Genomic DNA, 23,544 nt, shown 5'->3' on the forward strand with positions numbered 1-23,544 from the left:
TGCTTCAATAAAATAGAGTTTTAGACGCCATCAATGGCGCGTTGTTTTTATCCTTTTTGCTGGGATTGGAATCCTTCTTTGCCCGGAACGCGGCTTCCGCGGTACAATTCAAAAACCAGCAGGCGGCTGTCTATCGTGCCGTTATAAAAGGGGATTCTTCGTTTCGGCTTTAACCCAATTTTTTTACCGAGGTCCAAATTTCCGGTAAAAACCAACCCGGTGTATCCCGGGCATCGTTTTTTCATAAAATCACCAATTTCCCGATAGGTCTCCTCCAGTTCCTCCGCATTGCCCAGCCTTTCCCCGTACTCGGGATTCAGGAAAACCCGGCCCGTTTCGGTTTCCGGTAGAGTCGAGTCCCTGAAGTCGCAGACTTCAAACTGAATCAACTCTTCAACACCCGCAAACCGGGCATTTTCCCGGCTGGCCTTTACCGCCCGCTCGCTAATGTCCGAAGCCCAGATTATTTGAGGATCGATCGACCGTATACGGCTCTTCATTTTTTCCTTCAACCCGTAATAGACACCCGCGTCGTAGCCTTTGATGTACATCAGGGCATAATCGTCCCGAAAAAAACCCGGATACCGATGAGTAGCCATCAATGCCGCCTCAATCGCCACCGTACCCGATCCGCACATTGGGTTTACAAAGGGACTATTTCCATCCCAACCGGAAGCCAGAATGCATGCGGAAGCCAAGGATTCCATCATCGGAGCTGCTCCCGGAATTTTCCGGTAGCCGTGTTTGATTAACGTATCGCCACTGGTATTGATGTACAGGCTGGCGGCTTCCTCTTTCCAGAAAAACTGAAATACGGCTTCGTTTAAACTGGAACCCGAGTCTGGTCGAACACCAAATTTCTCTCGAAAGCGATCCGCAATGGCATCCTTTATCTTTACATTTACAAATAGGGGATTATCTACCGATTCGTGTTTGACATTGCTGATTACGGAGAAATAGCCGTCTGGATCGATAAAATCTTCCCAGGCGATATTTTTTACAATTTTATATAAATTCTGAACATGATCCAGGGAAAACGATTCGATCTCGAACAGCACATGGCTGGCCGTACGCAGATGCATGTTCAAAAAAATGCAATCGTTCAAGCTCCCGGTTAATTCCACATGCGTGCGAAATACACCGGTAGGTACAAAGCCTAATTCGTTCAATTCCATTTCTAGAAATGGCGCGTTTCTGTCGTAACAGGTCACGACCAACCTACCTACCTGATCAAAGTCTATCATGTGGCAAATATACCCGAAATTGTTCGTAATCGGCCGCCGCGAAGCATTAGTTTTTGGATGCCCTCAACGCTTCCAACGCAGCCTCGTGATCCTCGGGGCGATTCACATTTCGGAATTCACCCGGATCCGGCGCGTTTAGCAACTCAATGGAGGAATTAATCAGGACTTTTCGGGGACAGCTGTATCCCTGACTCAAAAACCGCATCAGCACGGGATAGGCACGCGGTTCCCATAGGGTGATCAAGGGTTCCGGAAATTCTCCCTTGGGGTCCAGAAATGCCGTCGCTAATTTGGAGGGGTTTCGGTGCCTCACCAGATAAGCCAGGGTGTCTTTTGTAAGAAAGGGCAAATCACAAGCCAGCGTTAGCCAGGCAGATTCCGGCCGTTCCATAAAGGCGGAAACAATCCCGCCGAAGGGACCGAGGCCCAGGATTTTATCGCTGATTACCGGATACTGTCCGGACCAGCGATCGGCCTGGGAGGAATTGCATGACAAAAAAACCTCCTCACAGTGCGGTGTAGCCAGTTCCAGCAGGTGATCCTTTTGGCTCGATCCGTGGTAGGAAAGTTCGGATTTATCCGTACCCATGCGGGTACTCTTTCCTCCTACCAGTACCAGCCCGTTTATCTTCGGTATCCGGGCGCGTACGAATTCAGAAACGAAACGTGTAATTTCTTTCTGCTCGTCGAATTTCACCACCGGGATGGATTTCCAGCCTTTCAAGTGCTCTTTTATTGCCACCGGTATTTCGGAAGCGCCATCTTTTAATAGAAACAGGCTCACTTCGGTTAACTTATGCAGCTTTTTGTCCATGGGCTTTGCAGGATCAATAACCAACACCTGATTCAGTGCTTTGAAATGGTTGGCATTGATCAGGATCAGGTCTTGCCGGTTGAACCACTCCCGCTGATCAAATACTGTGGTTTCCGCTAGCCGCATATCCAGGCGTTGGTAGACGATTTTATCCCGGTACTCCATGACGCCAGGGGAATGCATCAAACTGTCGGGGCTCCCCTTACCGTCCATCAATTGATCTCCTTCTTTGTGATCGGCATCTACGTAGGCACAACCGACTCGGGGGCACAGGTCGCGAATCAGTGCTGCCGCCAGTTTCTGAATCTCGCTGCAGGAAGTACCCAGAATACCCAATTCAACCCGGCCGTAATCCCCGTAGCCCGGACGGGCCAATGCGGCGTGCTTTTGGTAATTACCGCTTGAAGTCACGTTTACCTCCTTTCTTTTCTTCCAATTGTAAATCCTGAATACGTATATCGTGGGACATTCCCTTGCACATATCATAAATGGTCAAGGCCGCTACCGATACGCCGGTAAGGGCCTCCATTTCCACACCGGTCTTTCCGGTTACTTTCGTTGTGCAGCGTACGATTACGGCGGTATCTCCCTGTGGGTCGACGGTGATCTTGCAGTCATCCATTCCCAGAGGATGGCAGAGGGGAATTAAATCCGATGTCTTTTTCGCACCCATGGTTCCGGCTATTATTGCCGTTTGAAAAACCGGACCTTTTTTTGTCATCAGATCGGTTCCACCGCTAAGACGCTGCATGATTTCTTTTCCAAGTACCACCCGGCAGGACGCGGTGGCTACGCGCAGGCTGACTGCTTTATCACCTACGTCTACCATCGCAGGCAAGCCGGTCTTTTTGTCTACATGTGAAAAATCGGTATCACTCATAAGGATTCTGGTTCAATGTTCGGATGGGGATCGCTCCATCAATTTGTGAACGGTTTCCCGGATATGGCTGCTCGCTCGCTCCACATCGGCCCGTGTCGTACGCCTTCCCAAAGATAGCCGTAAGGTAGCAAGGGCGGTCTGGGAATCCAAGCCCATGGCCAGCAGCACGTGCGAGGGCTTGTCCGAAATGCTGCTGCAGGCAGAGCCCGAACTCACCGCCAGCTTCTTATTGATACGAAGGAGTAATTGCTTGCCTGGGATCCCCCGGAAGGAAATATTGCATACATGGGGCAGCCTGGAATCGGTGGAGCCATTGCTCCGCGCGCCATCAATTTTTAGTAAATCATGTTGGAGGGAATCCCGTAGTCGCTTCAACCTGACAGCTTCTGCATCCATTTCCTGGTGCGCTATTTCGGAAGCTTTTCCCAGGCCCACGATACCCGGTACGTTTAACGTACCACTGCGACGGCCCGTCTCCTGACCTCCGCCCGTAATCTGCGCTTCCAGACCAAATACGGGATCAGATTTGCGAAGAAAGAGCGCGCCCACCCCTTTGGGTCCATACATTTTATGGCCGGATAGTGCCAGTAAGTCTACCCCCAGCTCCCGGACGTCTACCGGTATTTTACCCACCGCCTGTACTGCATCCGCAAAGAAGAGCACGCCTCTTTTTCGGGCAATCTCGGCCATTGTACGGATGGGATGGATGTAGCCCGTCTCGTTGTTGGCCAGCATGCCGGCGATCAAAATGGTATCCGCAGTGATACTTTTTTCCAACAATTCCAACGATACCGATCCGTCGGGCCGACTGGGAAGAACCGTCAGGGAGCATCCCTGGTTTTCCAGAATCCTAAGGGTATCCAACACGGCCTTGTGTTCGGTGGCAAAGGTGATCAGGTGTTTGCCTTTGGCTTTCGACCGGGCCACCACTCCCCTCAACGCAAGATTGATGGCTTCGGTAGCCCCACTGGTAAAAACGATTTCCTTGGCCGAGGCGCCGATCAAAGCGGCGACCTGTTCCCTGGCAGTTTCCACGGCCTCCTCCGCTACCCAGCCGTAGGGGTGCTGACCACTGGAAGGGTTGCCGAAGTGCTCCGAAAAATACGGGAGCATTTCCTGCAAGACCGCCGGATGGCAAGGGGTGGTCGCGTTGTAATCCATGTAAATGGGATAGTTCATGCCAGTCGCAAGTGTTGCTGATAATTGGGCCGGTTTAGTCGTATTTGCTTCGCTTTGAAGCCAGTTGCAAGGCTTGATACGCGTTTACTACACCACCGGTGGCGCTAAGTGTGTCAAAGCCAATGAGCTCCTCCTGTCCTGGAAGTTGCACCTGTTTGGTTGTCGGTTTGTACACCGATTGGATCAAAATCTCTCTTAGATCTTTTGGCTTTAGATCCGGATAATAGGCCCAGACCATGGCTGCCACGCCTGCCACCGTTGGCGCGGCCATACTGGTACCGCTATTATTTTCGTATTCCGATCCGGGTACGGTGGAGTAAATATCCACTCCAGGTGCAAATAGGTCCACTCCCTCACCGCTAAAATTAGAAAAGTCAGCCGCCAGATTGTCAGAATCAATCGCAGACGAGGCGCCTACTTCCAACCATGCATCGGAAGAACCTCTACGAGCATACCAACGGTTGGGGAAGTTGTTATCCGGCTTGATTTCTTTCGAGCTATTTCCCGCCGCATGGATCAATAAAACTCCTCTCTTGCGTGCGTATTTTACCGCCTTATCCACGTATTTTTTTCCAGGAGAATAGGACTTACCAAAACTCATATTGATGATGTGGGCGCCATTGTCTACGGCATACCGGATCGCATTTGCAATGTCCTTATCCCGTTCGTCTCCATTCGGTACTGCCCTAACGGGCATGATCAGTACGTTTTCTGCAATACCGTCGATCCCAAGGTCGTTTCCACGTTTAGCGGCAATGATCCCTGCTACGTGGGTACCATGGGTGGCATCGGGGCCGGTGGGATCGTTATTTCCGTAGTATTTTTCTTTGTAATCCTCCGGGTCGTCTCCCACAATATCCCGTGGATCGAACTCGGTATTGTAGGCATATTTAGCCTGTACTTCAAAATGCTCTACGGCCCCTTCCAAAACGTCCAAAATCTCGTTAACACTCGGGTCCGGTAGGTTGATCATCGAAAATAACTGCTCGAGCATTTCTAACGCGTTGCTGATCTCCTCTTTATCGGATTCCATTTCGCTAATATCCGCTAATTTGAAGTCATCCATCCCAAACTCCTTTTTTACCAGGTTCGCCATGTTGCTGAATCCCTTTTGCATGTTGCCGTACATGTTGTAGTTCATCTCCGCTTCCTTTTTGCTTTCTTCAAAGTTATCGTTCACGCGTTGCCAGTACGCAAACTCCTCCCGGTCCTTCTTTTTCACCTCATCGGCCGCCATCTCTCCAAATTTGGCTTTGAGCCGGTTGTATTCCCTTGTCAGCTCGTGGGAATCTTCTGCCACATGGCTGCCGTCTGCACCCCCGATAAAATTCCAGCCGTGGACATCGTCGACGTATCCATTTCCGTCGTCGTCGACGCCGTTCCCGGCGATTTCTCCGGGATTTACCCAGATTTTATCTTTCAGGTCCTCGTGTACGATGTCCACGCCCGAGTCGATGACAGCCACCACTACGGTTCGTTTGGCGGACTTTCCGGCTAAAAATTTATCATGGGCTTTTTCTGCAGCCGTTCCCATAAATCCGTCTTCGATCGGATCCAATAAAAACCAATTGGTGGGTGTCTTTAGACTGTCCTTCTCAACAAGAAAGGAAGGTTCTCCATAGCCGGTACCGGCAAGTAGGAAAACCCCAGCCAATAGTGTACAAAATGCAATCGATGAATGTATTCTCATAAAGGTAAACATGTGTGAAATCAATAAATAAAGATACAGGGATTTTATATCAGAATCCGTATAATAACGAAGGAAAGGTAAGAAAGATCCATTTTGCATCAAATCTCAAAGCGGTCTACGGCAAGAATACCTTTTGTCTGGTCAAGTCTTTCACTAAAAAAACCAACCGAGACGCATCCCAATGTTTTCCGCCACATGGCCATGCGCCTTTAGATCGACACCAAAAACAAGCCCCGGGGGAAACCGATAACTGAGTGCATAACGTTGAAACCAACGGTGCCTCCGGCCGGTGCGATCCGGACTGGATAGGTACAGGCTCATGCGTTGGCTGAAATCCACCCGACCGAAAACCAAATGATGGGATATAAATGCCGCCGGAACAAAGCCCTGACCTTCGCCGCGGGAAGAAAGCGACCGATCCCAGGAAAACTCTGTACCCAGCCCCAGTTCGTTGACTCGTGTCAGGGTTTGGATCAAGGCCAGCGAAACACCGAGTGCCGGGACCCTACCGCTGCCGGAAGGATTGTCCCGGAAGGTACCGAAGCTTTCCAGGAGAAAGGAAAGGCGATGTTCCAAGGGCGGTTTTTCGTATAGTGGAAAAACCGGTCTCTGCAGCCAATAGCCAATGCCAAGACCCATACCAGGAAAGTTCATTCCCCGGTTGGGCTGCTTCTGTCCCCCATTGGAAATATGATTGTAATGTGCACTTACCAAAACCTCGTAACGATCGGAAAACTGATAGGAAAGTGTCGGCTCAATGGCGAGCAAAAAGCTAAGCGGGCTACTAAAAAAGGTGTTTTCCGGGTTGCTGTTCGCATCGTACACCTTCGTCAGGTAAGTCGTGCCTAATGTGGCCTTTAGACGAAATTGCCAATTGCCGCGGTACCAAAGGAACGGCTCGAAAAAACCCGAAAAAAAAACGGCATCTCCAAGCACGGCCGGGTTATTAAAGTTTGTATACCCGAGCTCTCCCCCCCAAAGGTAAAAGCAACTGCAATTGTCCCAGCTTGTTTTTTCCAGGGAGAGCTTCTCGTAAGAAAAGCGAACTCCCTGGGGGTTGCTCCGGGAAATCGGCACTAGCTCTGCCGAATGGGGAATGATCCAGCTGGTCTGACCTTCCAGGCCAAACTTTGTGTGGCGTTGTCCGCGTGCGTCCGGAATTGAAAAAAAAACGGCCAAAAAAACCAGTCCGATTGGAAGCAAGTGTTTCATCGATTTATCTCACTGATTTTCTGAGATATTGTTTCAAAAAAAGAAAAAAATTCACCAAATAAATTGGAAAATAGTCCGGCCTAAGCTTATTTTGTCGCATCCTTTAACTTTTTATAAGTCGAAAGGATTTATAAAGAAGAGGTGAGAGACAGGCTCGGTGACCCTCTGGCAACCTGGAAAATCCAAGGTGCCAATTCCTGCCAGGTGTGAATGGTTCCTCCTGGGAATATAAATTCTGCAACATGAGGCCACGTTTGGTTAGACTAAAGGAAACCAGTTCCACGCAAACAATCCAGCTACAGTTCTTTCCATGCACCCTTGGAGAAAATGTAGGTCCTCGGCGCTTTTGATCGCCATCTCACGTAAATCATTTTTATAAAAAATAAACCTAAAACACAACAATCATGTCTAAAGCTTACCGATTCGAAACATTGCAGATCCATGCAGGTCAGGAAGCGGACCCCACCACCAATTCGCGGGCGGTTCCCATTTACCAAACCACTTCTTATGTGTTCAATTCTGCCGAGCACGGAGCCAATCTGTTTGCTCTGAAAGAATTTGGAAACATCTACACCCGGATCATGAATCCGACAACAGATGTGTTTGAAAAGCGGGTGGCCGCTTTGGAAGGAGGAGTGGCGGCGGTAGCTACCGCCTCCGGACAGGCTGCCCAGTTTTTGGCACTGAACAACTTCCTGACGGTGGGAGATAATTTTGTCACCTCACCATTCCTATATGGAGGAACGTATAACCAGTTTAAAGTTTCCTTCAAGCGAATAGGCATCGAAGCCCGTTTTGCAGCATCCGACAAGGCGGCCGATCTGGAAGCAAAAATCAACGATAAAACGAAAGCGATTTACGTAGAAACCATCGGAAATCCTGAATTCAATGTTCCCGATTTTGAAGCGGTGGCAAAACTTGCCAGAAAATACGACATACCGTTGGTGGTCGATAATACCTTTGGCGCGGGCGGTTATCTCTGCCAACCCATCAAGCACGGGGCCAATATTGTGACCTCTTCGGCCACCAAATGGATTGGTGGACATGGCACATCGATTGGAGGAATCATCGTCGACGGTGGCAACTACAATTGGGGAAATGGCAAATTCCCTCAGTTCTCGGAACCTTCGGAGGGTTACCATGGACTGAATTTCTGGGAAACCTTTGGCGACAATAACCCACTAGGCCTGCCAAACGTGGCCTTTGCGATTCGCGTACGCGTAGAAGGTCTTCGGGATTTTGGTCCTGCCCTGAGTCCGTTTAATTCCTTTTTATTATTGCAGGGATTGGAAACGCTTTCCCTTCGCGTACAGCGAACCGTAGACAACGCCCTGGCACTGGCGGAATGGCTGGAGCAACATCCAAAGGTAAAAAAGGTCAACTATCCCGGATTAGCTTCGAGCGCATATCACGAGCAGGCAAAAAAATACCTCCCCAATGGATACGGTGGCGTGTTGAGCTTCGAACTGAAAGGCGAAAAAGAAGGCGCATCGGAGTTTATCAATAACCTTGAATTGATCTCGCACCTGGCGAATGTGGGGGATGCAAAAACCCTGATCATCCAACCCTCCGCCACCACTCATCAACAACTTTCCGAGGAAGAGCAGCTGGCGGCCGGAGTGACGCCAACCCTGCTGCGGATTTCTTGCGGAATTGAACACGTGGAAGATCTGAAAGCAGACCTCAGCGCCGCTTTTGAATAACTATAATTGCATCAAATGAACCTTCAATCGCCGCATTTGACCATTGAAATGACCCGAGATATTTTTTTTTGCAAGGAAGCACTCCCGCTGGAGTCTGGAGAACTATTGCCTGAATTTCAGCTGAGTTACACCACGCAGGGGCAACTCAACGCCAAGAAAGACAACGTTATCTGGATCATGCATGCATTGACCGGTGACGCCAATCCGCAGGAATGGTGGTCGGGCCTGGTAGGAGAAGATAAGTTTTACGATCCTGCCAATTATTTCATAGTTTGTGCCAATTATCTGGGGTCCTGCTATGGGTCCACACAGCCGTTGAGTGAACGTCCGGATACCGGAAAGCCGTATTATTACGATTTTCCAAACCTGACCACCCGTGACATTGCGGCGTCTCTCGACCGGTTGCGGCTGCATCTGGGCCTTGACGAAATAAATACGGTGATTGGAGGTTCTTTGGGTGGTCAGGTGGCTTTGGAATGGGCATATTCCTTACAAAACCGCTTGCAAAATGCCATTATTATCGCATCCAATGCAAAAGCCTCTCCCTGGATTATTGGATTTAACGAAACGCAACGCATGGCCATCGAATCCGATCAAAGCTGGGGAAAAGAGCATCCCGATGCGGGGAAAAAAGGCCTGGAAACCGCTCGAGCCATCGGCATGCTCAGCTACCGGCACCCACAGACATTTGCTCAAAGCCAAAGTGAAACAGAAGAGAAAACGGATCACTTTAAAATCAGTAGCTACCTGCGCTATCAGGGCCAGAAACTTGCCAATCGCTTCAATGCGCTGTCCTACTGGATTCTCTCCAAGGCCATGGATAGTCATGATTTGGGAAGAGGACGGGGCGGAACGTCCAACGCTCTGGCACGTATCCATTGCCGGGTACTTTCCATAGGCGTAGATACCGATGTGTTGTTTACCTGCGACGAATCCCGGTATATCTCCCGCTATGTAGCCAAAGGAACCTACCGGGAAATAAAATCCACCTATGGACACGATGCCTTTCTGATTGAATACGAGCAATTGCATTACATCTTGCAATCCTTCTACCTGGAAAACAATCCCTAATCAGCAACCGGCCTGCGATGATTCCTTTTACCAGAATCAAAGAAACCTGCCTCTACATTCCAAACCTGGACGATGCGGTAGCCTTCTACCATGGCCTTTTGGAAATGCCGCTTATTTCAAAGGTCGAAGGAAGACATGTTTTTTTTAGGTGCGGAGATTCGGTTTTGTTATGCTTTTTGCCCGAAGCAACCGAAAAAAAGTCCAGCTTACCTGCACACCATGCCTACGGGAAGCAACACATCGCCTTTGAAGTGTCTCAGAAAGACTACGTCTCTACGCGTGCCTTACTTCTTGATAAAGGCATCGACATCACCCACGAACAGGACTGGGGGCGTGATCGAAATAGTTTTTATTTTGAAGATCCCTTTGGCCATGTTCTTGAAATTGTACCTACCGGTATCTGGGAATAGTCTTTTTTTGACTGATTTCCCGCTATTCCCCGAAAAACAATCGCCCGTCACCCGATCCGTGTTTATTTCTACTCATCTATTGGTGATTCCCTTTTCTTTTCGAATATTGCGTAAAAACCAGCAACAAAATACCCATGGTACACCGCATTCTTCTTATCTTCCTGCTACTAGAAACAGTTTTCCTGCAAAGCAATGCCCAGCAAATGAACTTCCATCGCAATAAAGTAATCGCTCACCGGGGGGCCTGGAAAGCGGCCCCCCATCCGCAAAATTCACTGGCCTCCCTTCAACAGGCCGTCGCCTTGGGATGCGAAGGGTCTGAGTTTGATGCCTGGATGACGGCGGACGGAGTGCTGGTAGCCAATCACGATGCCGATCACGAGGGAATGGTTATCGAAGAAGTCACCTATGCCGAACTACTGAAAAAACCCCTACCCAATGGGGAGAAAATCCCGACGGTTGAGGAATACATCCGGAAGGGAATGGCCCAACACGGCACCAAATTGATCTTCGAAATCAAACCTTCCCGTGTATCCAGGGAAAGAGGACAGGAGTTGGCGACAAAATCGGTAGCATTGGTAAAAAAACTGAATGCCGAACAATGGGTCGACTACATTACCTTTGATTACGATATCGGATTACGGGTACTGGAATTGGACCCGGATGCAAATGTCGCCTATCTGATGGGCGATAAAACTCCAAAAGAGCTCAAGGAGGATGGGTTTTTCGGTTTTGATTACAATATCAAAACGGTGAAAGCAAATCCGCAATGGATAGAAGAGGCCCATGCCCTGGGCTTGACGGTCAACGTGTGGACAGTGAATAAGGAAGAGGACATGCAGTGGCTACTGGAAAAAAACGTAGATTACATCACGACGGACGAGCCGGAAAAATTATTCTCCTTGATCCGCTAATCCCATGAAAACGAAACGTCTCCTATCTTCCCACCTGCTGCTTTTACACCTGCTGCTCCTCGTTTGCTGTTTTGCTTGCGAGCAAGCGACACCAAAACGAACCGTTCGCCATGCCATACTCATAGGGCTTGACGCTTTCGGTTCCCGGGGTTTTCAGAAGGCAGAAACACCTTTTATGAATCAGATGGTTGCCCAGGGCGCCATTGCTCCCTTTGCCAGGTCCGTATTGCCCACCAACTCTTCCCCTAATTGGACTTCCATGCTTACGGGTGCCGATCCGCTTCAACACGGTGTCTACGACAACGCCTGGGAATTGGATAAACAGCGATGGCCTCCCGTGCTGATGACCGAAAGCGGGAGGTATCCCAGCTTGTTTAACTGGCTGCAGGAGCAGCTACCGGATGCGAATATGCAGCTTTTTTACGAATGGGGAGGGCTGGCACGCCTTTATGACCTGGATGCAGTGAAACGAGTCTACAAAGGAAGCAGTGGGGACGAGGTGTTTTCCAAGGCGGTAGAGGCATTTTTTGAAGATAAACCCGATTTTCTTTTCATTGATATCGACGAAATCGATCATTACGGACATCAGGAGGGGCACGACTCTCCTGCCTACTTCCACGCCATTTCTCATTACGATAGCCTGATCGGTAAATTTGTTCAGCGATTGGAAGCGGCGGGAATCATGGAGGAAACGCTACTATTGATCACGGGTGACCACGGCGGTATTGGCAAGGGACATGGAGGCACCAGTCTGAATGAATTGGAAATTCCCATAATTCTGTATGGAAAAGGGATCCAACCGGGCCGCGTAATCGACAAGCCCTGCTACCAATACGATGTGGCCCCCACCCTCGCCTATGCGCTGGGAGTTGTCCCACCCAAAGCCGGAATAGGCAGGCCAATTCTGGAGGCTTTTGACCCCTTGACACCCGCCAGTACCTTTGTACCCATGCCGGTGATTTTTCCCGCCGGAGGGTTTTTTAAACAGGAAGAACTACGCCTTGAGCTCCATTCGGACGCTCCGAATGCCGAAATTCGCTATACGCTGGACGGGACCGTTCCCTTGGCCAATACCGGAACGGTCTACCGAGAGCCACTGCGAATACGTAGCAATGAGCTGGTCACCGCAGTTTCCGTTGTCAATGGAAAAACCAGCCGGGCAGATGTACAACAATACCGGATTTCGAACGAAGCGGGTAAAGTCAATTGGGAATACCTGGAGGGAATCTTTTCTCAGGTTCCCGACTTTCAGAAATTACCTAAAAAATCGAGCGGGAAAAGTTCAGAAATCAGTCTGGTAGAAATTCCTCACCGGGAAGATCATTTCGCCCTTCGTTTTACAGCCAACCTTCGTGTGCCTACTGCGGGCTTGTATACCTTTTACTTGCAGTCGGATGATGGGAGCAGGCTTTGGTTAAACGAAGAACTGCTGATCGATAACGATGGATCCCATTCCAGGCAGGAAGAAAGTGCTGCGGTGGAATTGGATGCGGGAACGCATCCCCTGGAGGTGCGGTACTTCGAAGACATTGCGGGTGAAGAATTACAACTGTATCTTTCCGGTCCGGGTATTCCGAAGCAAATCGTTTCCGGTAATTTTTTTGAATAGGTTCACAAAAGGGGTACTGCAGCCACTAACGAACCACCGTACGCGGAATGGCTGCCGGCAGGCGGCTGAGCATCTCGTTATTTAGCAATTGGGTAACATTAGTAAAACTTGACACGTTGATGACGCTATTGTTTTGCCTGCCGATCAGCACCACCTCTTCGCCTACCTGTACACCTGGAATATGACTCACATCCACCATGAATAAGTTCATGTTTATCAAGCCCACAATAGGTGCTTTCTTTCCACGGATAAGCACCTGCCCCCGGTTGGACAGCGCGCGGGGATAGCCGTTGGAATACCCCAACGGGAGTACCGCAATGGTCATTTTCTGCGTGGCTTGAAACGCTGTGCCATAGCCAATAAACTCGCCCTCGTTTACCTCCCGAATGTCCATCACATCGGTCTTCCAACTGAAAATCCGTTTTAGCGAAGTATCGGCTTTTTTGTTGGTCTCGTGCAGGTGTGAAAAATAAATATCGGGACTTGGCCAGAACCCATACTGGGCAACACCTATTCGGACCAGATCGTATACCGTTTCTTTCATCGCAAGCGCAGCCGCCGAGCAAGCGATGTGCCGTAGCTGCGGAAGGAATTTTTTTTCCTTACATTGCCTGAGAAATTCCTTGTAACGTTTGTGTTGCCGTTCAATTTTAAACTGGTTGCTCGCGCTTTCCGCTCCTCCGAAATGCGTGCAAAGTCCTTCAAAAACGAGCCAATCTGAATTTTTTTTGAGGTATGCGATCGCTTTGGGAAACTCTTTGGCATGCATCCCCGTCCGGTTGGCGCCGGTTTCTACTTCCAGGTGTATTTTTGCCTTTTTGCCGACCTTTTTTGCCGCTTCCAAAGCCTTTGGCAGGCGATCGAAATAATAAACGAAGAAAGCGATTTCATGAGATATCGCCCATTCGAGATCTTCTTCGTAAATAATTCCCATAATCAAAATCTCACTTTCTGGCTTACATACCTCCAATACCTGTTCTGCCTCAAAGGAGGAAGCCACGCAAAAATGATTGATGCCACACCGCTCGGCCATTGGCACGAACGACTCGATTCCGTGGCCGTAGGCATTCGCCTTGACCACGGAAGAGAGAATGGGTTTCTCACCTATTTTCTTTCGGATAAAATTAACATTGCTCTTATAGGCACTTTGTTTTAATTCGATTCTTGATGAATGTTTTACCATTTTTTCTTTGTTTCCAACCATGTATAGGATTTCCCCCAGCTTTCTTTGGCCAGCGTTCTTACTTTGCTCACTTCTTTCTGGGGGATTGTATCCATTATCGAAGCGGCTTCCAGGTTATTGTAGTGAAAGGCATAGACCCGGGCAGCAAACTGATGAATTGGCAGGGAAGACTCCCCGTGGATTTCACCATTTCCGTATACCGAAGGTTTGATCTCCTGTCCCCAGTCCTGCCGGCCTTCGTTGTTAGGGTTCAGGAAATAGGCACGGACGATTCCAGAAGGGTCTTCGTCGACCCGAAGTAGGGAGACGGCATGGAACCCAAGCATTTCGCCTTTGGCAGAGGTGATGAAAATTCCTACAGGATTGGGATATACCAGCCGGTGCCCACCATTGAAACGAGGATGGCACATGGAGTAAAACACCCGCACAAACCCATCAAAATCTACGATGGCATTTGATAGGTAATCGTAGGCGGAAGCAAATCCGATTTGGATCCATTGCCCGTACAAGCCCGGGTTTACCCACTTGTGGGGATCTTCTCCCCTTCCGGTTGCCCGGCGCATCATCTCATTGTACACCCTGTCCAGCATGGGAACCAGCGTTACGGATACCGCATCCAGGTGGTGATCCAGATTTTGAACCAAGCCTGCAGGCGTCGTGGAATAGCTTATCTCCTGGCCCTCAAACCGGAAGCTGAGGTCGTTATACACCGCTGCTGTCTGCACCATGTGAATGAGCTTGGCCGGGGCATGTTGGCTCCACATGCTGATGCCACGCGCACTCTGACAGGTTGGGTTGTTGCCCTGACCCACCCCTAATGGTTGTCCCAGAATCCGAAACAGTGCACCGATCAGGTACTGTTTGGGACTTACCTTTTCGTGGGGCGTTTGGGTAGATTTCAGGATTCTACGGGCTACTTCGGGATGAACGGTAATCTTACTCAGGTTGTAGAGCCCGGAGCGGACCGCTTCCCGGGAAATGATTCCATTTTCAAGCATTTTGGCCAGGCCAAAAATACATTGTGCGTTGAAGGGATGGATGACCTGAAGAATAAGAAAACAGACAAAATCCTTAAATTCATTAAAGCGGGCGAGCCCCGTTGGGTTCAGTCCCAGGCAAACCGGAATCAGTTCCTGATAATCCTTTTTGACTAAGTGGACCAATAAAACCGCCTGGTACGTACTGACCAATCCGAATTGCAACATACTGCTCCCCATGGCCTTCGCCTCCTGCTCCAGATGTTCTATTTTCATTCCCTGAAGCGATTTCCCGTAAGCCAGGTGATCCTTACCAGCGGCCCCCGCCGAAGGTTTATAAATCGCCCGCTGAAATTCCAGCAGGGCCATGTCTGCCGGATCCTCCGGGTTCAACTCAATCTTCTCTTTTACCAAAGCGATGATGCTGCGTTGCTTTTCCGTCACCACGGGCCGTTGCTCGCAAATAAGCGTCAATTCCTCGACCAACTTTGACTTGACCTTGGACAGCTGTACTTTTTCCAGTATGAACTGAAAAAGCGCATGAACCTTTTTCAATTCATGCGCGCTCATTGCCAGGCGGGTATCTTCCTGCGGCTCATTGAAAACGAACTCCAGGTTGTGGACCAGCACTTCCTGCAGGTAATTGTCCGCTTCCTCCTTGGCTTCCTCAGTCCCGGCAATCTGCCCCTCCAAAATAGCAAGCATGCGCAACTCGCTGAGAAGTTCGACGGTAGAGCTCGGATGACCACTTTTATAGGTCCCATTTACCAGCTGGGGAACCAATTTATCGGGGTGTTCCCAGGGACTATCTCTGAAAATTCCTGCCTCCGTCAGGTCAGGAACTCGCTCGTACACCTCACGAATTCCCTGCAGGGTTCCGCACCAGGTGTCCAATTGCCCCATGATTTTCTGTGCCTTCTCTCCCCTGGTCAGCGAAGTTGCCGACTTATACTTCTCAAACAACTCGTCAAAAGACGCCAGATTGCTTTCTGAGATCACTCCTTCTTGCATATAGTTGATTTACTTAAACTCGTTTCTAATGATAAAAATCTACATTTTCGTAATGCAGCAATAGCTCTGTCATTCGATCGGGATCATCCCCTTTGAAATTGACGGTCCCAAAGTGATTACCAAATCCTTCCCGGGCATTGATTTTCTGCGAACTCAAAGGAGGTACCAGGTTGTGATCCAGAAAATAGGATTCTTCTTTCAATTCCTCCGGAATCACCAATTTTGATATTTGGTTTTTATGCGGATAAATCATGACATTTCCATAAAAGGTTTTGGGCCGCGCATCCAACGGCGGTAGGATTTGTTGCAACTCCTCTTCGGAGAGTTCCGGATCGTGGCACAAAACGAATGCCGCCAGTGCATCAAACCCATACGCTTGACCACAGAGTTCGAGAATGTGCCCTCCGGGAATCCTGCAAGCTACCTCTCCAAAGCTCAATTCATCGTTCTCCGTCAAAAACCATTCGGGGTGAATCATACCGTATTGAATCCCGAATAAATCGACCAACTTCTGCATTTCTTTCAAAATTTTATCCCGTTTGGTGTGCAGGTAGTTTCCTTCCGGAATAAAATTGGAATAGCCAAGCTTAACGTATTCGGTGATATTCATAAACCGAATTTTTCCTCCATGGATGAAAGCCTCACAGGAAAACTCCCGTCCGGGCAAATGGCTCTCTGCCAGACAGGGAAAATCATCCTCCTCACATTTGGTATCGATATCTGATTGCGAGCGAAGCAGGCGGTGTCCAACCGTCCCGGCAGAGGCAAAGGGTTTGATATGTACCCAGCTGTCCTCTTCCGCGTCAATTTGAAGGTTGGCCTCGTTGAGACGTTTCATAAAATTGCGAACTCCCTCTTTGTTATACACCTCTTCAAAAAGTCCTACACGTAGACCGCCAATTAATGCTTTCCGCTTCATCATGGCTTTGTTCCGAAAGAGAAAGGCTCTGTTCAATACTCTCGGATCGTCTCGATACAGAGAATTGAGTGCTCCGGCCCATTCCACCGTTTCTTCAAAAAGAGGAACTGCCACATCAGCACCGAAGGCATCCAATTTTGCTTTTAAATCCAGCGAATTAGAGGAATCGCTCCATTCGTTAAACGTGTACGAAACAAAGGGAATGTCATGCTCTTTGGCATATCCTTCGAAATCCGGATAGGAAACTACCACATACGGTTTGTTGAGCTTTTGCATACTCTCTATCACGGGCAAACTCCAGCCCATTAGTGCAAAACATTTTGCCATTTTGATATATCTGTTTGGTTCAGCTAAACCATGCAACAAAAAACAGGCTAAAGTCAATTTGTAAAAATAAATAAATAAAATTTCCTACTATAGTGAATAAATGTCTTTAAATAATGTAAAATACACGTTTTTATTCAAATTTGTCCCTTAAAAAAATCCTGAAGTAGAGGACCTTAAAACCGACGGAACGTTGCCAAAAAAGAAGGTTGTTTCGCCAACTGCATTATCTGGGTTCAAAATTTGTATATTTGATCAAATAAATAAATATTTGTCGGGTGTAAAATGAGAAGAGAAACACACATAGCCTCCAATCCTTACCTGGCCCATACCAATCTTTTTGGGTTTCCGGTTCTGTTTCCTGTAAAGACCTTTCGGACAGTTTTCAGGGCATAGTCCCTATCGTATTTTTATGTATCCTACGCGGATGCATCCCTACCGAAAGCATACATCAAATCATTTTAACCAAATCTTCTTCGGGCCATTCGTCGCAGCGCAGGTCAGTGAGAAAATGCCAGCAAGCCCAAATCAATGTTGCCATGTCTAACCAAAAATTTATCATCAAGCCCGCAACCGGAGAGCACGGTCATTACGCTGAAATCATTACCCAGGAAATGGAACGTTCGGCGCAAGCCCGGGGTACAGGAATAGCCAAAAGGTCTCCCGAATACATCCGCACAAAAATGAACGAAGGAAAGGCGGTGATCGCGCTTACCAAGTCTGGAGATTGGGCCGGATTTTGCTACATTGAAGCCTGGGGCCACGGGAAATTTGTCGCCAATTCCGGGCTAATCGTCGCTCCCGAATTCAGAAAACACGGGCTGGCCAGAGAGATCAAACGAGAAGTCTTTAAACTTAGCCGAAAAAGATATCCTGACGCAAAAATTTTCGGCCTCACGACTGGTGCGGCCGTGATGAAGATCAATTCGGAACTGGGTTACTATCCGGTAAGTTATTCGGACCTTACCACGGACGATGAATTTTGGAAAGGCTGCCAAAGCTGCGTGAATTATCCGATTCTCATGAGCAAAAACCGATCAAACTGTCTATGTACGGCGATGCTTTACGAACCCAAAAGCGTAAAAAAAGCGGAACAGAAGAAGCTATCCTCGGAATTTAATAAGAATCTCAGCCTTTTTGAACGATTGGTAAAAATCAAACGGGCCATGTTTCTTAATATTGCCAAAGGAAAGCGAAACGCACTTGCCAAGGTCAAGGGCAAAAGTTAATCAATCATCATCATGCGTGCGTTGCAGACATCAACGCATGCAAACCGTAAAATATACCATGAAAAAAGTAGTTTTAGCATACAGCGGTGGATTGGATACCACTTTTTGTGCCCTATATTTAAGTCAGGAAAAAGGCTTTGAGGTACATGCAGTCCTGGTCAATACCGGTGGATTTGAGCAAGAGGAACTGGACAGCATAGCCGAACGGGCCAAAAAGCTGGGAGTAGCCTCCTTCAAAGTTTTGGACGTTACCCAAACGTACTATCAGGAAGTAATCAAATACCTGATTTTCGGAAACGTACTGAAAAACCAAACCTATCCGCTTTCGGTCAGTGCGGAAAGAATTCTACAGGCCAAAGCGTTGGCAGAATACGCAAAAAGCATCGGTGCCACCGCAGTGGCCCACGGCAGCACCGGGGCAGGAAACGACCAGGTACGGTTCGATATGATTTTTCAGACCATCCTCCCACAGGCGGAGATTATCACCCCCATCCGAGACCTAAAACTGAGCAGGGAGGAAGAAATCAGCTACCTGAAGAAGCACGAGGTGCACATGAATTTCGAAAAAGCTGCGTATTCCATTAACAAAGGGATTTGGGGTACTTCCGTCGGAGGTAAGGAAACGCTTACCTCGGACCAGGCCTTACCGGAGGATGCCTATCCCACTCAAGTTAGTAAATCCGACCCCGAAAATCTGAGCATAGGATTTGAAAAAGGCGAGATACACCGTGTGAATGGGGAATATTTTACCGATCCGGTGGCTGCAATAATAAAAGTACAGGAAATAGCCGGTCCGTTCGGGATCGGACGAGACATACACGTAGGCGACACCATCATCGGCATCAAAGGGCGAGTGGGGTTTGAAGCCGCCGCTCCGCTCGTCATTATTAAAGCGCATCAATTGCTCGAAAAACATACACTCACCAAGTGGCAGGCCTACTGGAAAAACCAGTTGTCCGAGTTTTACGGAAATCACTTGCACGAAGGGCATTACCTGGATCCGGTGATGCGCAACCTGGAAGCCTTTATGGCAGCTACGCAAACCTACGTCACCGGGGAAGTGAAGGTGCAACTAATGCCTTACCGCTTCAGTATGATCGGTATCCATTCGGACCACGATCTGATGTCCTCAAAATTTGGCAGCTACGGAGAGATGAATAAGGGATATACGGCAGCGGACGTAAAGGGATTTACCCGAATTCTTGGCAATCAAACCGCCATTTTTCATAGCGTAAACCAAGATAAAAATGATTAAAACCGGAATCGTTGGAGCAGCTGGATACACCGGCGGAGAACTCATTCGCTTACTTATTCACCATCCTCAGGTTTCGCTGCAATGGATTCATAGCAACAGTCAGCAAGGAAAGCCCCTGGAGGCAGTACATCCCGATTTAATCGGTGATTCGGATTTGGTCTTTACCCAGCGAGTAGATACCTCCGGGCTGGATTTGGTCTTTCTCTGCCTACCCCATGGAGAAGCAAGTCCATTCCTGCAACAACACTCCTTTAGGAAAGAGACGGTGATTATTGATCTGAGTACTGATTTTCGGGACGAGTCAGACGACTTCGTCTATGGATTACCGGAGGTGAATGCCCCCCGTATCAAGCAAGCAAAACGAATCGCCAATCCCGGATGCTTTGCAACGGGCATACAGCTGGCACTGGCGCCCGCTGTAAAAGAGGGCTGGTGCAGTAGTTCCGTGCATGTCACGGGTATTACTGGAAGTACCGGAGCCGGAAAAAAGCTTAGTCCAACCACCCATTTTAGCCAGCGGACGCAAAACGTATCCGTCTACAAGCTGTTTACCCACCAACATTTAAAGGAAATCAATCAAACCTTTGGGCAGTTGGATCCGGGTTTCGATGGACAGGTATTCTTCGTTCCGTACCGGGGAAATTTTGCCAGGGGCATCTGGGTAACCGCCTATTTCCCCTACTCCGGTACAGAGGAAGCTGCAAAGGAGGTCTATGCCCGGTTCTACCAAACGGCTGCCTTTACCCATGTCAGCCAGCAAGACCTGGACCTCAAGCAAGTGGTCAATACCAACAAATGCCTGCTCCACTTAAAAAAGGAGGCAGGGCAGTTGGTGATTTACTCGGCCATTGATAACTTGTTAAAAGGAGCCTCCGGACAGGCCGTACAAAACATGAACCTTGCCTTTGGTCTGGACGAAAAAATGGGATTACAATTAAAAAGCGTTGCCTTCTAGAATACCTGATGGAAACGCTGCTAAACAACTTAACCTTCGACCAATGAAGCCATTTGATGTATATCCGTTGATGCAGGTAACGCCGGTGAAAGCAGAGGGCGTGTACCTCTGGGATGAGGAAGGAAACCGCTACCTGGACTTGTACGGAGGACATGCAGTCATTTCGGTGGGGCACAGTCATCCGCACTTTGTGGAACGCCTGCGCGATCAGCTGGAAAAAATAGCCTTTTATTCCAACTCCGTGCGCATTCCTTTACAAACCGAATTTGCTGCCAAACTGGGACAACTATCGGGATACGATGCCTACGATGTTTTCTTATGCAATTCGGGGGCAGAGGCCAATGAAAACGCGCTCAAACTGGCCTCTTTCCAGACAGGAAAAGCAGGTGTAATCGCCTTTACAGGTGCCTTTCATGGACGGACTTCCGGAGCGGTGGCCGTCACCGATAATCCCAAAATTGTCGCCCCCTTCAACAGCGGTCACCAGGTTTTTTTTGAACCCTGGGGCGACCTGGAGGCGGTCGAACATCGACTGAAAACCGAACAAATTGCTGCCGTACTGATCGAAAGCATACAGGGTGTCAATGGTATTCAGGTAGCTACTTCCGAGTTTTTGCTGGGGCTTTCCGCATTGGCCAGGAAATACGGCGCCTGCTTTATTGTAGATGAAGTACAGGCGGGCTATGGAAGAACCGGAAAGTTCTTTGCCCATCAGTGGACCGCTGGTTTGGAGCCGGATTTAATTCCGGTAGCTAAGGGCATGGGAAACGGCTTTCCCATCGGTGGTGTACTCATTCATCCCGATATTAAAGCCCGACACGGACTACTGGGGACTACCTTTGGCGGAAACCATCTGGCCTGCGCAGCGGGCATGGCTGTATTGGAAATCATTGAACAGGAAAATTTACTGGAAAATGCAACGCGGCAGGGCAAATTCCTGATGGAAGCACTAACGTCGGAATTCTCCGCGATTTCCGCCGTGAGAGGCAAAGGCCTGATGATCGGTTTCGATCTACGGGAAGCAGCAGCGCCCTTTCGCTCCGAACTGATCAAAAACCACCGCATCTTTACAGGCAGCGCTGCCCGCAAGGAAACCATTCGCCTGCTGCCCCCGTTGGGCATTCAACGGGCTGACCTGGAGGTGTTTCTTGCCAGCCTGAAAAAAGTAACCGAACAAAAAGCCGACCCGATAAAACCATGAAAAACTTTACGCAATTTGACTCACGTTCCCTGGCCGACTCCCTGATCGATCAAGCCCTGGCATTCAAAGCCGCTCCCATGCAACGGCAGGAAAAAGGTAAAGGCAAGCGACTGGGATTGATCTTTTTAAATCCCAGCCTACGAACCAGGGTAAGTACACAACTTGCAGCTTCCAACATGGGAGTAGAAAGTTTTGTATTGAACATGGACAAGGAAACCTGGGCACTTGAGATGCAGGACGGCGTGCTGATGAACAAAAACAAAGTGGAACATATCAAGGATGCCGCTGCCGTATTGGGTGGTTATTTCGATTTTCTGGCGATTCGCGCATTTCCCTCGCTGACGAACAAGGAAGAGGACACGGAGGACTTTATCCTCAACCAATTTATCCGCTATTCCGGGATCCCCGTAATCAGCTTGGAAAGCGCCATCCGACACCCCTTGCAGAGCCTTGCCGACATGGTGACCATTCGGGAAAATTTCCAGGAAAAACGAAAACCAAAAGTAGTGCTCACCTGGGCACCCCACATCAAATCCATTCCCCATGCCGTAGCCAATTCCTTTTCCGAATGGGCCTTGGGCTGTGGCCACGACCTGACGATTACCCATCCGGTAGGCTACGAATTGGACGAGCAGTTTACCAAAGGAGCAACCATTGAATACGACCAGACTAAAGCGCTGGAAGATGCAGATTTCGTTTACGTGAAAAACTGGAGTGCATTCAACCCCTATGGAAAAATCCTGAAAGTCGACGAAAACTGGCTGCTGAAGGAAAGCAAAATCAAGAAAAATTCCAAAGCCAAGGTCATGCACTGCTTGCCTGTGCGTAGGAACCTGGAGCTTAGTGACGAAGTCCTTGACGGTAACCGCAGCCTGGTACAAAATCAAGCAAAAAACCGGATATTCGCCGCTCAGGCGGTTATTGATCGGCTGCTATAAATCTTTCCTGCCATGGAAATCAATGTTATAAAAATTGGGGGAAATGTCATCGACCATCCAGAAAATGCCAGCCGTTTCCTCAAGCTTTTCGCTAAATTTCCGGGAAAGAAAATCCTGGTTCATGGAGGGGGTGTACTGGCCAGCCGGATTGGCAAGTCCTTGGGAATAGAGCCGCAGATGCATCTGGGAAGACGCATCACCGACAAAGAAACCCTGGACCTGGTCACCATGGTGTACGCCGGGCTGATCAATAAAAACCTGATTGCCGAGTTGCATACCTACGGGCAGCAAGCCATTGGTCTAACAGGTGCTGACGGCAATGCCATACAATCCGTCAAAAGACCCGTGAAGGACGTGGACTACGGGTACGTGGGGGACGTGGTACAGGTTAACACGGAACTCCTGGAATCCCTTTTGCAGCAATCCATTTCGCCCGTATTTTCGGCGATTACGCACGATGGAAAAGGCCAATTGCTGAATACCAATGCGGATACCATCGCCTCCGAAATCGCAACCGCCCTGGCCCGAAAACACAAGGTAAACCTCTATTTCTGCTTTGATAAAACCGGCGTTCTCATGGATGCCAACAACGAAGCTTCCCTGATTCCCCTGATCAATGAAGACATTTATAACGAATTGCTACGGGATCAGATCATTCATTCCGGCATGATACCCAAATTGGAAAACGCGTTCAAGGCCTTGCAAAAAGGGGTGGTCCACGTATGGCTGGGATTGCCGGATAACTTATTACTTGCCGCTAAAGGAAAAAACGCCGGCACCACCATAGAGTCTCAAAAATACGGCTTGTACTGACTGCCGGACCAAA

At 48.9% G+C, this 23,544-nt stretch carries 20 protein-coding genes and 1 riboswitch; of the genes, 11 read left to right on the plus strand and 9 right to left on the minus strand.

Annotated elements, in window-relative coordinates:
* Positions 1 to 47: 47 nt before the first annotated feature.
* From ABWH99_RS14100 to ABWH99_RS14125, 6 genes are all read right to left on the minus strand, one after another.
* Entirely contained in the window at positions 48 to 1,244 is a 1,197-nt protein-coding gene (locus ABWH99_RS14100) for a class I SAM-dependent RNA methyltransferase (protein ID WP_375582490.1), read from the minus strand.
* 46 nt (positions 1,245 to 1,290) lie between these two features.
* The gene (locus ABWH99_RS14105) at positions 1,291 to 2,469 is read right to left on the minus strand and encodes an NTP transferase domain-containing protein (protein WP_375582491.1); all 1,179 of its coding nucleotides are present in this window, start codon (positions 2,467 to 2,469) and stop codon (positions 1,291 to 1,293) included.
* Positions 2,453 to 2,938 (minus strand): cyclic pyranopterin monophosphate synthase MoaC, encoded by a 486-nt coding sequence (gene moaC / locus ABWH99_RS14110; RefSeq protein ID WP_375582492.1) that lies wholly within the window; start codon positions 2,936 to 2,938, stop codon positions 2,453 to 2,455. Before moaC ends, ABWH99_RS14105 begins: the two co-directional genes overlap by 17 nt.
* Before the next feature lie 12 nt (positions 2,939 to 2,950).
* On the minus strand, positions 2,951 to 4,117 hold the full coding sequence (locus ABWH99_RS14115) for a cysteine desulfurase family protein (RefSeq protein ID WP_375582493.1): 1,167 nt from the start codon (positions 4,115 to 4,117) through the stop codon (positions 2,951 to 2,953).
* 34 nt (positions 4,118 to 4,151) lie between these two features.
* The gene (locus ABWH99_RS14120) at positions 4,152 to 5,807 is read right to left on the minus strand and encodes a S8 family peptidase (RefSeq protein WP_375582494.1); all 1,656 of its coding nucleotides are present in this window, start codon (positions 5,805 to 5,807) and stop codon (positions 4,152 to 4,154) included.
* Between the two features lie 153 nt (positions 5,808 to 5,960).
* Entirely contained in the window at positions 5,961 to 7,019 is a 1,059-nt protein-coding gene (locus tag ABWH99_RS14125; protein WP_375582495.1) for an acyloxyacyl hydrolase, read from the minus strand.
* Positions 7,020 to 7,144: 125 nt separating this feature from the next.
* Positions 7,145 to 7,254, plus strand: a riboswitch (SAM riboswitch).
* 169 nt (positions 7,255 to 7,423) lie between these two features.
* Here ABWH99_RS14125 and ABWH99_RS14130 point away from each other — a divergent pair.
* The 5 genes from ABWH99_RS14130 (at position 7,424) to ABWH99_RS14150 (ending at position 12,726) form a co-directional block, all read left to right on the plus strand.
* Positions 7,424 to 8,722: an O-acetylhomoserine aminocarboxypropyltransferase/cysteine synthase family protein gene (locus ABWH99_RS14130; protein ID WP_375582496.1), complete on the plus strand. Its 1,299-nt coding sequence runs from the start codon at positions 7,424 to 7,426 to the stop codon at positions 8,720 to 8,722.
* A 15-nt stretch (positions 8,723 to 8,737) separates the two neighbouring features.
* Positions 8,738 to 9,793: a homoserine O-acetyltransferase gene (metX, locus tag ABWH99_RS14135; protein ID WP_375582497.1), complete on the plus strand. Its 1,056-nt coding sequence runs from the start codon at positions 8,738 to 8,740 to the stop codon at positions 9,791 to 9,793.
* 20 nt (positions 9,794 to 9,813) lie between these two features.
* Positions 9,814 to 10,203: a VOC family protein gene (locus ABWH99_RS14140; RefSeq protein WP_375586581.1), complete on the plus strand. Its 390-nt coding sequence runs from the start codon at positions 9,814 to 9,816 to the stop codon at positions 10,201 to 10,203.
* A gap of 134 nt (positions 10,204 to 10,337) precedes the next feature.
* Complete coding sequence (locus ABWH99_RS14145; RefSeq protein WP_375582498.1) at positions 10,338 to 11,117, plus strand: glycerophosphodiester phosphodiesterase; 780 nt, start codon at positions 10,338 to 10,340, stop codon at positions 11,115 to 11,117.
* Between the two features lie 4 nt (positions 11,118 to 11,121).
* The gene (locus ABWH99_RS14150) at positions 11,122 to 12,726 is read left to right on the plus strand and encodes an alkaline phosphatase family protein (protein WP_375582499.1); all 1,605 of its coding nucleotides are present in this window, start codon (positions 11,122 to 11,124) and stop codon (positions 12,724 to 12,726) included.
* Positions 12,727 to 12,751: 25 nt separating this feature from the next.
* Here ABWH99_RS14150 and alr read toward each other — a convergent pair whose 3' ends face one another.
* The 3 genes from alr to ABWH99_RS14165 are packed head-to-tail and all read right to left on the minus strand — an operon-like array spanning position 12,752 to position 17,143.
* On the minus strand, positions 12,752 to 13,909 hold the full coding sequence (gene alr / locus ABWH99_RS14155) for an alanine racemase (protein ID WP_375582500.1): 1,158 nt from the start codon (positions 13,907 to 13,909) through the stop codon (positions 12,752 to 12,754).
* The gene (locus tag ABWH99_RS14160) at positions 13,903 to 15,897 is read right to left on the minus strand and encodes a hypothetical protein (protein WP_375582501.1); all 1,995 of its coding nucleotides are present in this window, start codon (positions 15,895 to 15,897) and stop codon (positions 13,903 to 13,905) included. Before ABWH99_RS14160 ends, alr begins: the two co-directional genes overlap by 7 nt.
* Before the next feature lie 25 nt (positions 15,898 to 15,922).
* Positions 15,923 to 17,143 carry an acetyl-CoA carboxylase biotin carboxylase subunit family protein gene (locus ABWH99_RS14165; RefSeq protein WP_375582502.1) on the minus strand — a complete coding sequence of 407 codons (1,221 nt, stop codon included), beginning with the start codon at positions 17,141 to 17,143 and terminating at the stop codon, positions 15,923 to 15,925.
* A 536-nt stretch (positions 17,144 to 17,679) separates the two neighbouring features.
* On the opposite strand from ABWH99_RS14165, the gene ABWH99_RS14170 reads away from it, so the two are divergent.
* Genes ABWH99_RS14170 through argB form a run of 6 tightly spaced genes read left to right on the plus strand, consistent with a single transcriptional unit; the run spans position 17,680 to position 23,531 of the window.
* Entirely contained in the window at positions 17,680 to 18,369 is a 690-nt protein-coding gene (locus tag ABWH99_RS14170) for a GNAT family N-acetyltransferase (RefSeq protein WP_375582503.1), read from the plus strand.
* 58 nt (positions 18,370 to 18,427) lie between these two features.
* Entirely contained in the window at positions 18,428 to 19,624 is a 1,197-nt protein-coding gene (gene argG / locus ABWH99_RS14175) for an argininosuccinate synthase (RefSeq protein ID WP_375582504.1), read from the plus strand.
* Positions 19,611 to 20,579 (plus strand): N-acetyl-gamma-glutamyl-phosphate reductase, encoded by a 969-nt coding sequence (gene argC, locus ABWH99_RS14180; protein ID WP_375586582.1) that lies wholly within the window; start codon positions 19,611 to 19,613, stop codon positions 20,577 to 20,579. Before argG ends, argC begins: the two co-directional genes overlap by 14 nt.
* Before the next feature lie 43 nt (positions 20,580 to 20,622).
* Positions 20,623 to 21,780, plus strand: a complete 1,158-nt coding sequence (locus ABWH99_RS14185) for an aspartate aminotransferase family protein (protein ID WP_375582505.1) — start codon at positions 20,623 to 20,625, stop codon at positions 21,778 to 21,780.
* Positions 21,777 to 22,718: an acetylornithine carbamoyltransferase gene (locus tag ABWH99_RS14190; protein ID WP_375582506.1), complete on the plus strand. Its 942-nt coding sequence runs from the start codon at positions 21,777 to 21,779 to the stop codon at positions 22,716 to 22,718. Before ABWH99_RS14185 ends, ABWH99_RS14190 begins: the two co-directional genes overlap by 4 nt.
* A gap of 12 nt (positions 22,719 to 22,730) precedes the next feature.
* Entirely contained in the window at positions 22,731 to 23,531 is an 801-nt protein-coding gene (gene argB / locus ABWH99_RS14195) for an acetylglutamate kinase (RefSeq protein WP_375582507.1), read from the plus strand.
* The last annotated feature ends 13 nt before the right edge of the window (positions 23,532 to 23,544 follow it).

The organism is Cyclobacterium xiamenense (assembly GCF_042140265.1).
Classification (GTDB): domain Bacteria; phylum Bacteroidota; class Bacteroidia; order Cytophagales; family Cyclobacteriaceae; genus Cyclobacterium; species Cyclobacterium xiamenense_A.

What these genes read in the sequence shown, in the direction of transcription:
- metX (WP_375582497.1), top strand. Translation starts at nt 8,738, where the DNA reads ATGAACCTTCAATCGCCGCATTTGACCATTGAAATGACCCGAGATATT.
- argB (WP_375582507.1), top strand. Translation starts at nt 22,731, where the DNA reads ATGGAAATCAATGTTATAAAAATTGGGGGAAATGTCATCGACCATCCA.
- ABWH99_RS14120 (WP_375582494.1), bottom strand. Translation starts at nt 5,807, where the DNA reads ATGAGAATACATTCATCGATTGCATTTTGTACACTATTGGCTGGGGTT.
- alr (WP_375582500.1), bottom strand. Translation starts at nt 13,909, where the DNA reads ATGGTAAAACATTCATCAAGAATCGAATTAAAACAAAGTGCCTATAAG.
- ABWH99_RS14185 (WP_375582505.1), top strand. Translation starts at nt 20,623, where the DNA reads ATGAAGCCATTTGATGTATATCCGTTGATGCAGGTAACGCCGGTGAAA.
- ABWH99_RS14100 (WP_375582490.1), bottom strand. Translation starts at nt 1,244, where the DNA reads ATGATAGACTTTGATCAGGTAGGTAGGTTGGTCGTGACCTGTTACGAC.
- argG (WP_375582504.1), top strand. Translation starts at nt 18,428, where the DNA reads ATGAAAAAAGTAGTTTTAGCATACAGCGGTGGATTGGATACCACTTTT.
- ABWH99_RS14145 (WP_375582498.1), top strand. Translation starts at nt 10,338, where the DNA reads ATGGTACACCGCATTCTTCTTATCTTCCTGCTACTAGAAACAGTTTTC.
- ABWH99_RS14125 (WP_375582495.1), bottom strand. Translation starts at nt 7,019, where the DNA reads ATGAAACACTTGCTTCCAATCGGACTGGTTTTTTTGGCCGTTTTTTTT.
- ABWH99_RS14130 (WP_375582496.1), top strand. Translation starts at nt 7,424, where the DNA reads ATGTCTAAAGCTTACCGATTCGAAACATTGCAGATCCATGCAGGTCAG.
- ABWH99_RS14190 (WP_375582506.1), top strand. Translation starts at nt 21,777, where the DNA reads ATGAAAAACTTTACGCAATTTGACTCACGTTCCCTGGCCGACTCCCTG.
- ABWH99_RS14165 (WP_375582502.1), bottom strand. Translation starts at nt 17,143, where the DNA reads ATGGCAAAATGTTTTGCACTAATGGGCTGGAGTTTGCCCGTGATAGAG.
- moaC (WP_375582492.1), bottom strand. Translation starts at nt 2,938, where the DNA reads ATGAGTGATACCGATTTTTCACATGTAGACAAAAAGACCGGCTTGCCT.
- ABWH99_RS14150 (WP_375582499.1), top strand. Translation starts at nt 11,122, where the DNA reads ATGAAAACGAAACGTCTCCTATCTTCCCACCTGCTGCTTTTACACCTG.
- ABWH99_RS14115 (WP_375582493.1), bottom strand. Translation starts at nt 4,117, where the DNA reads ATGAACTATCCCATTTACATGGATTACAACGCGACCACCCCTTGCCAT.
- ABWH99_RS14160 (WP_375582501.1), bottom strand. Translation starts at nt 15,897, where the DNA reads ATGCAAGAAGGAGTGATCTCAGAAAGCAATCTGGCGTCTTTTGACGAG.
- ABWH99_RS14170 (WP_375582503.1), top strand. Translation starts at nt 17,680, where the DNA reads ATGTCTAACCAAAAATTTATCATCAAGCCCGCAACCGGAGAGCACGGT.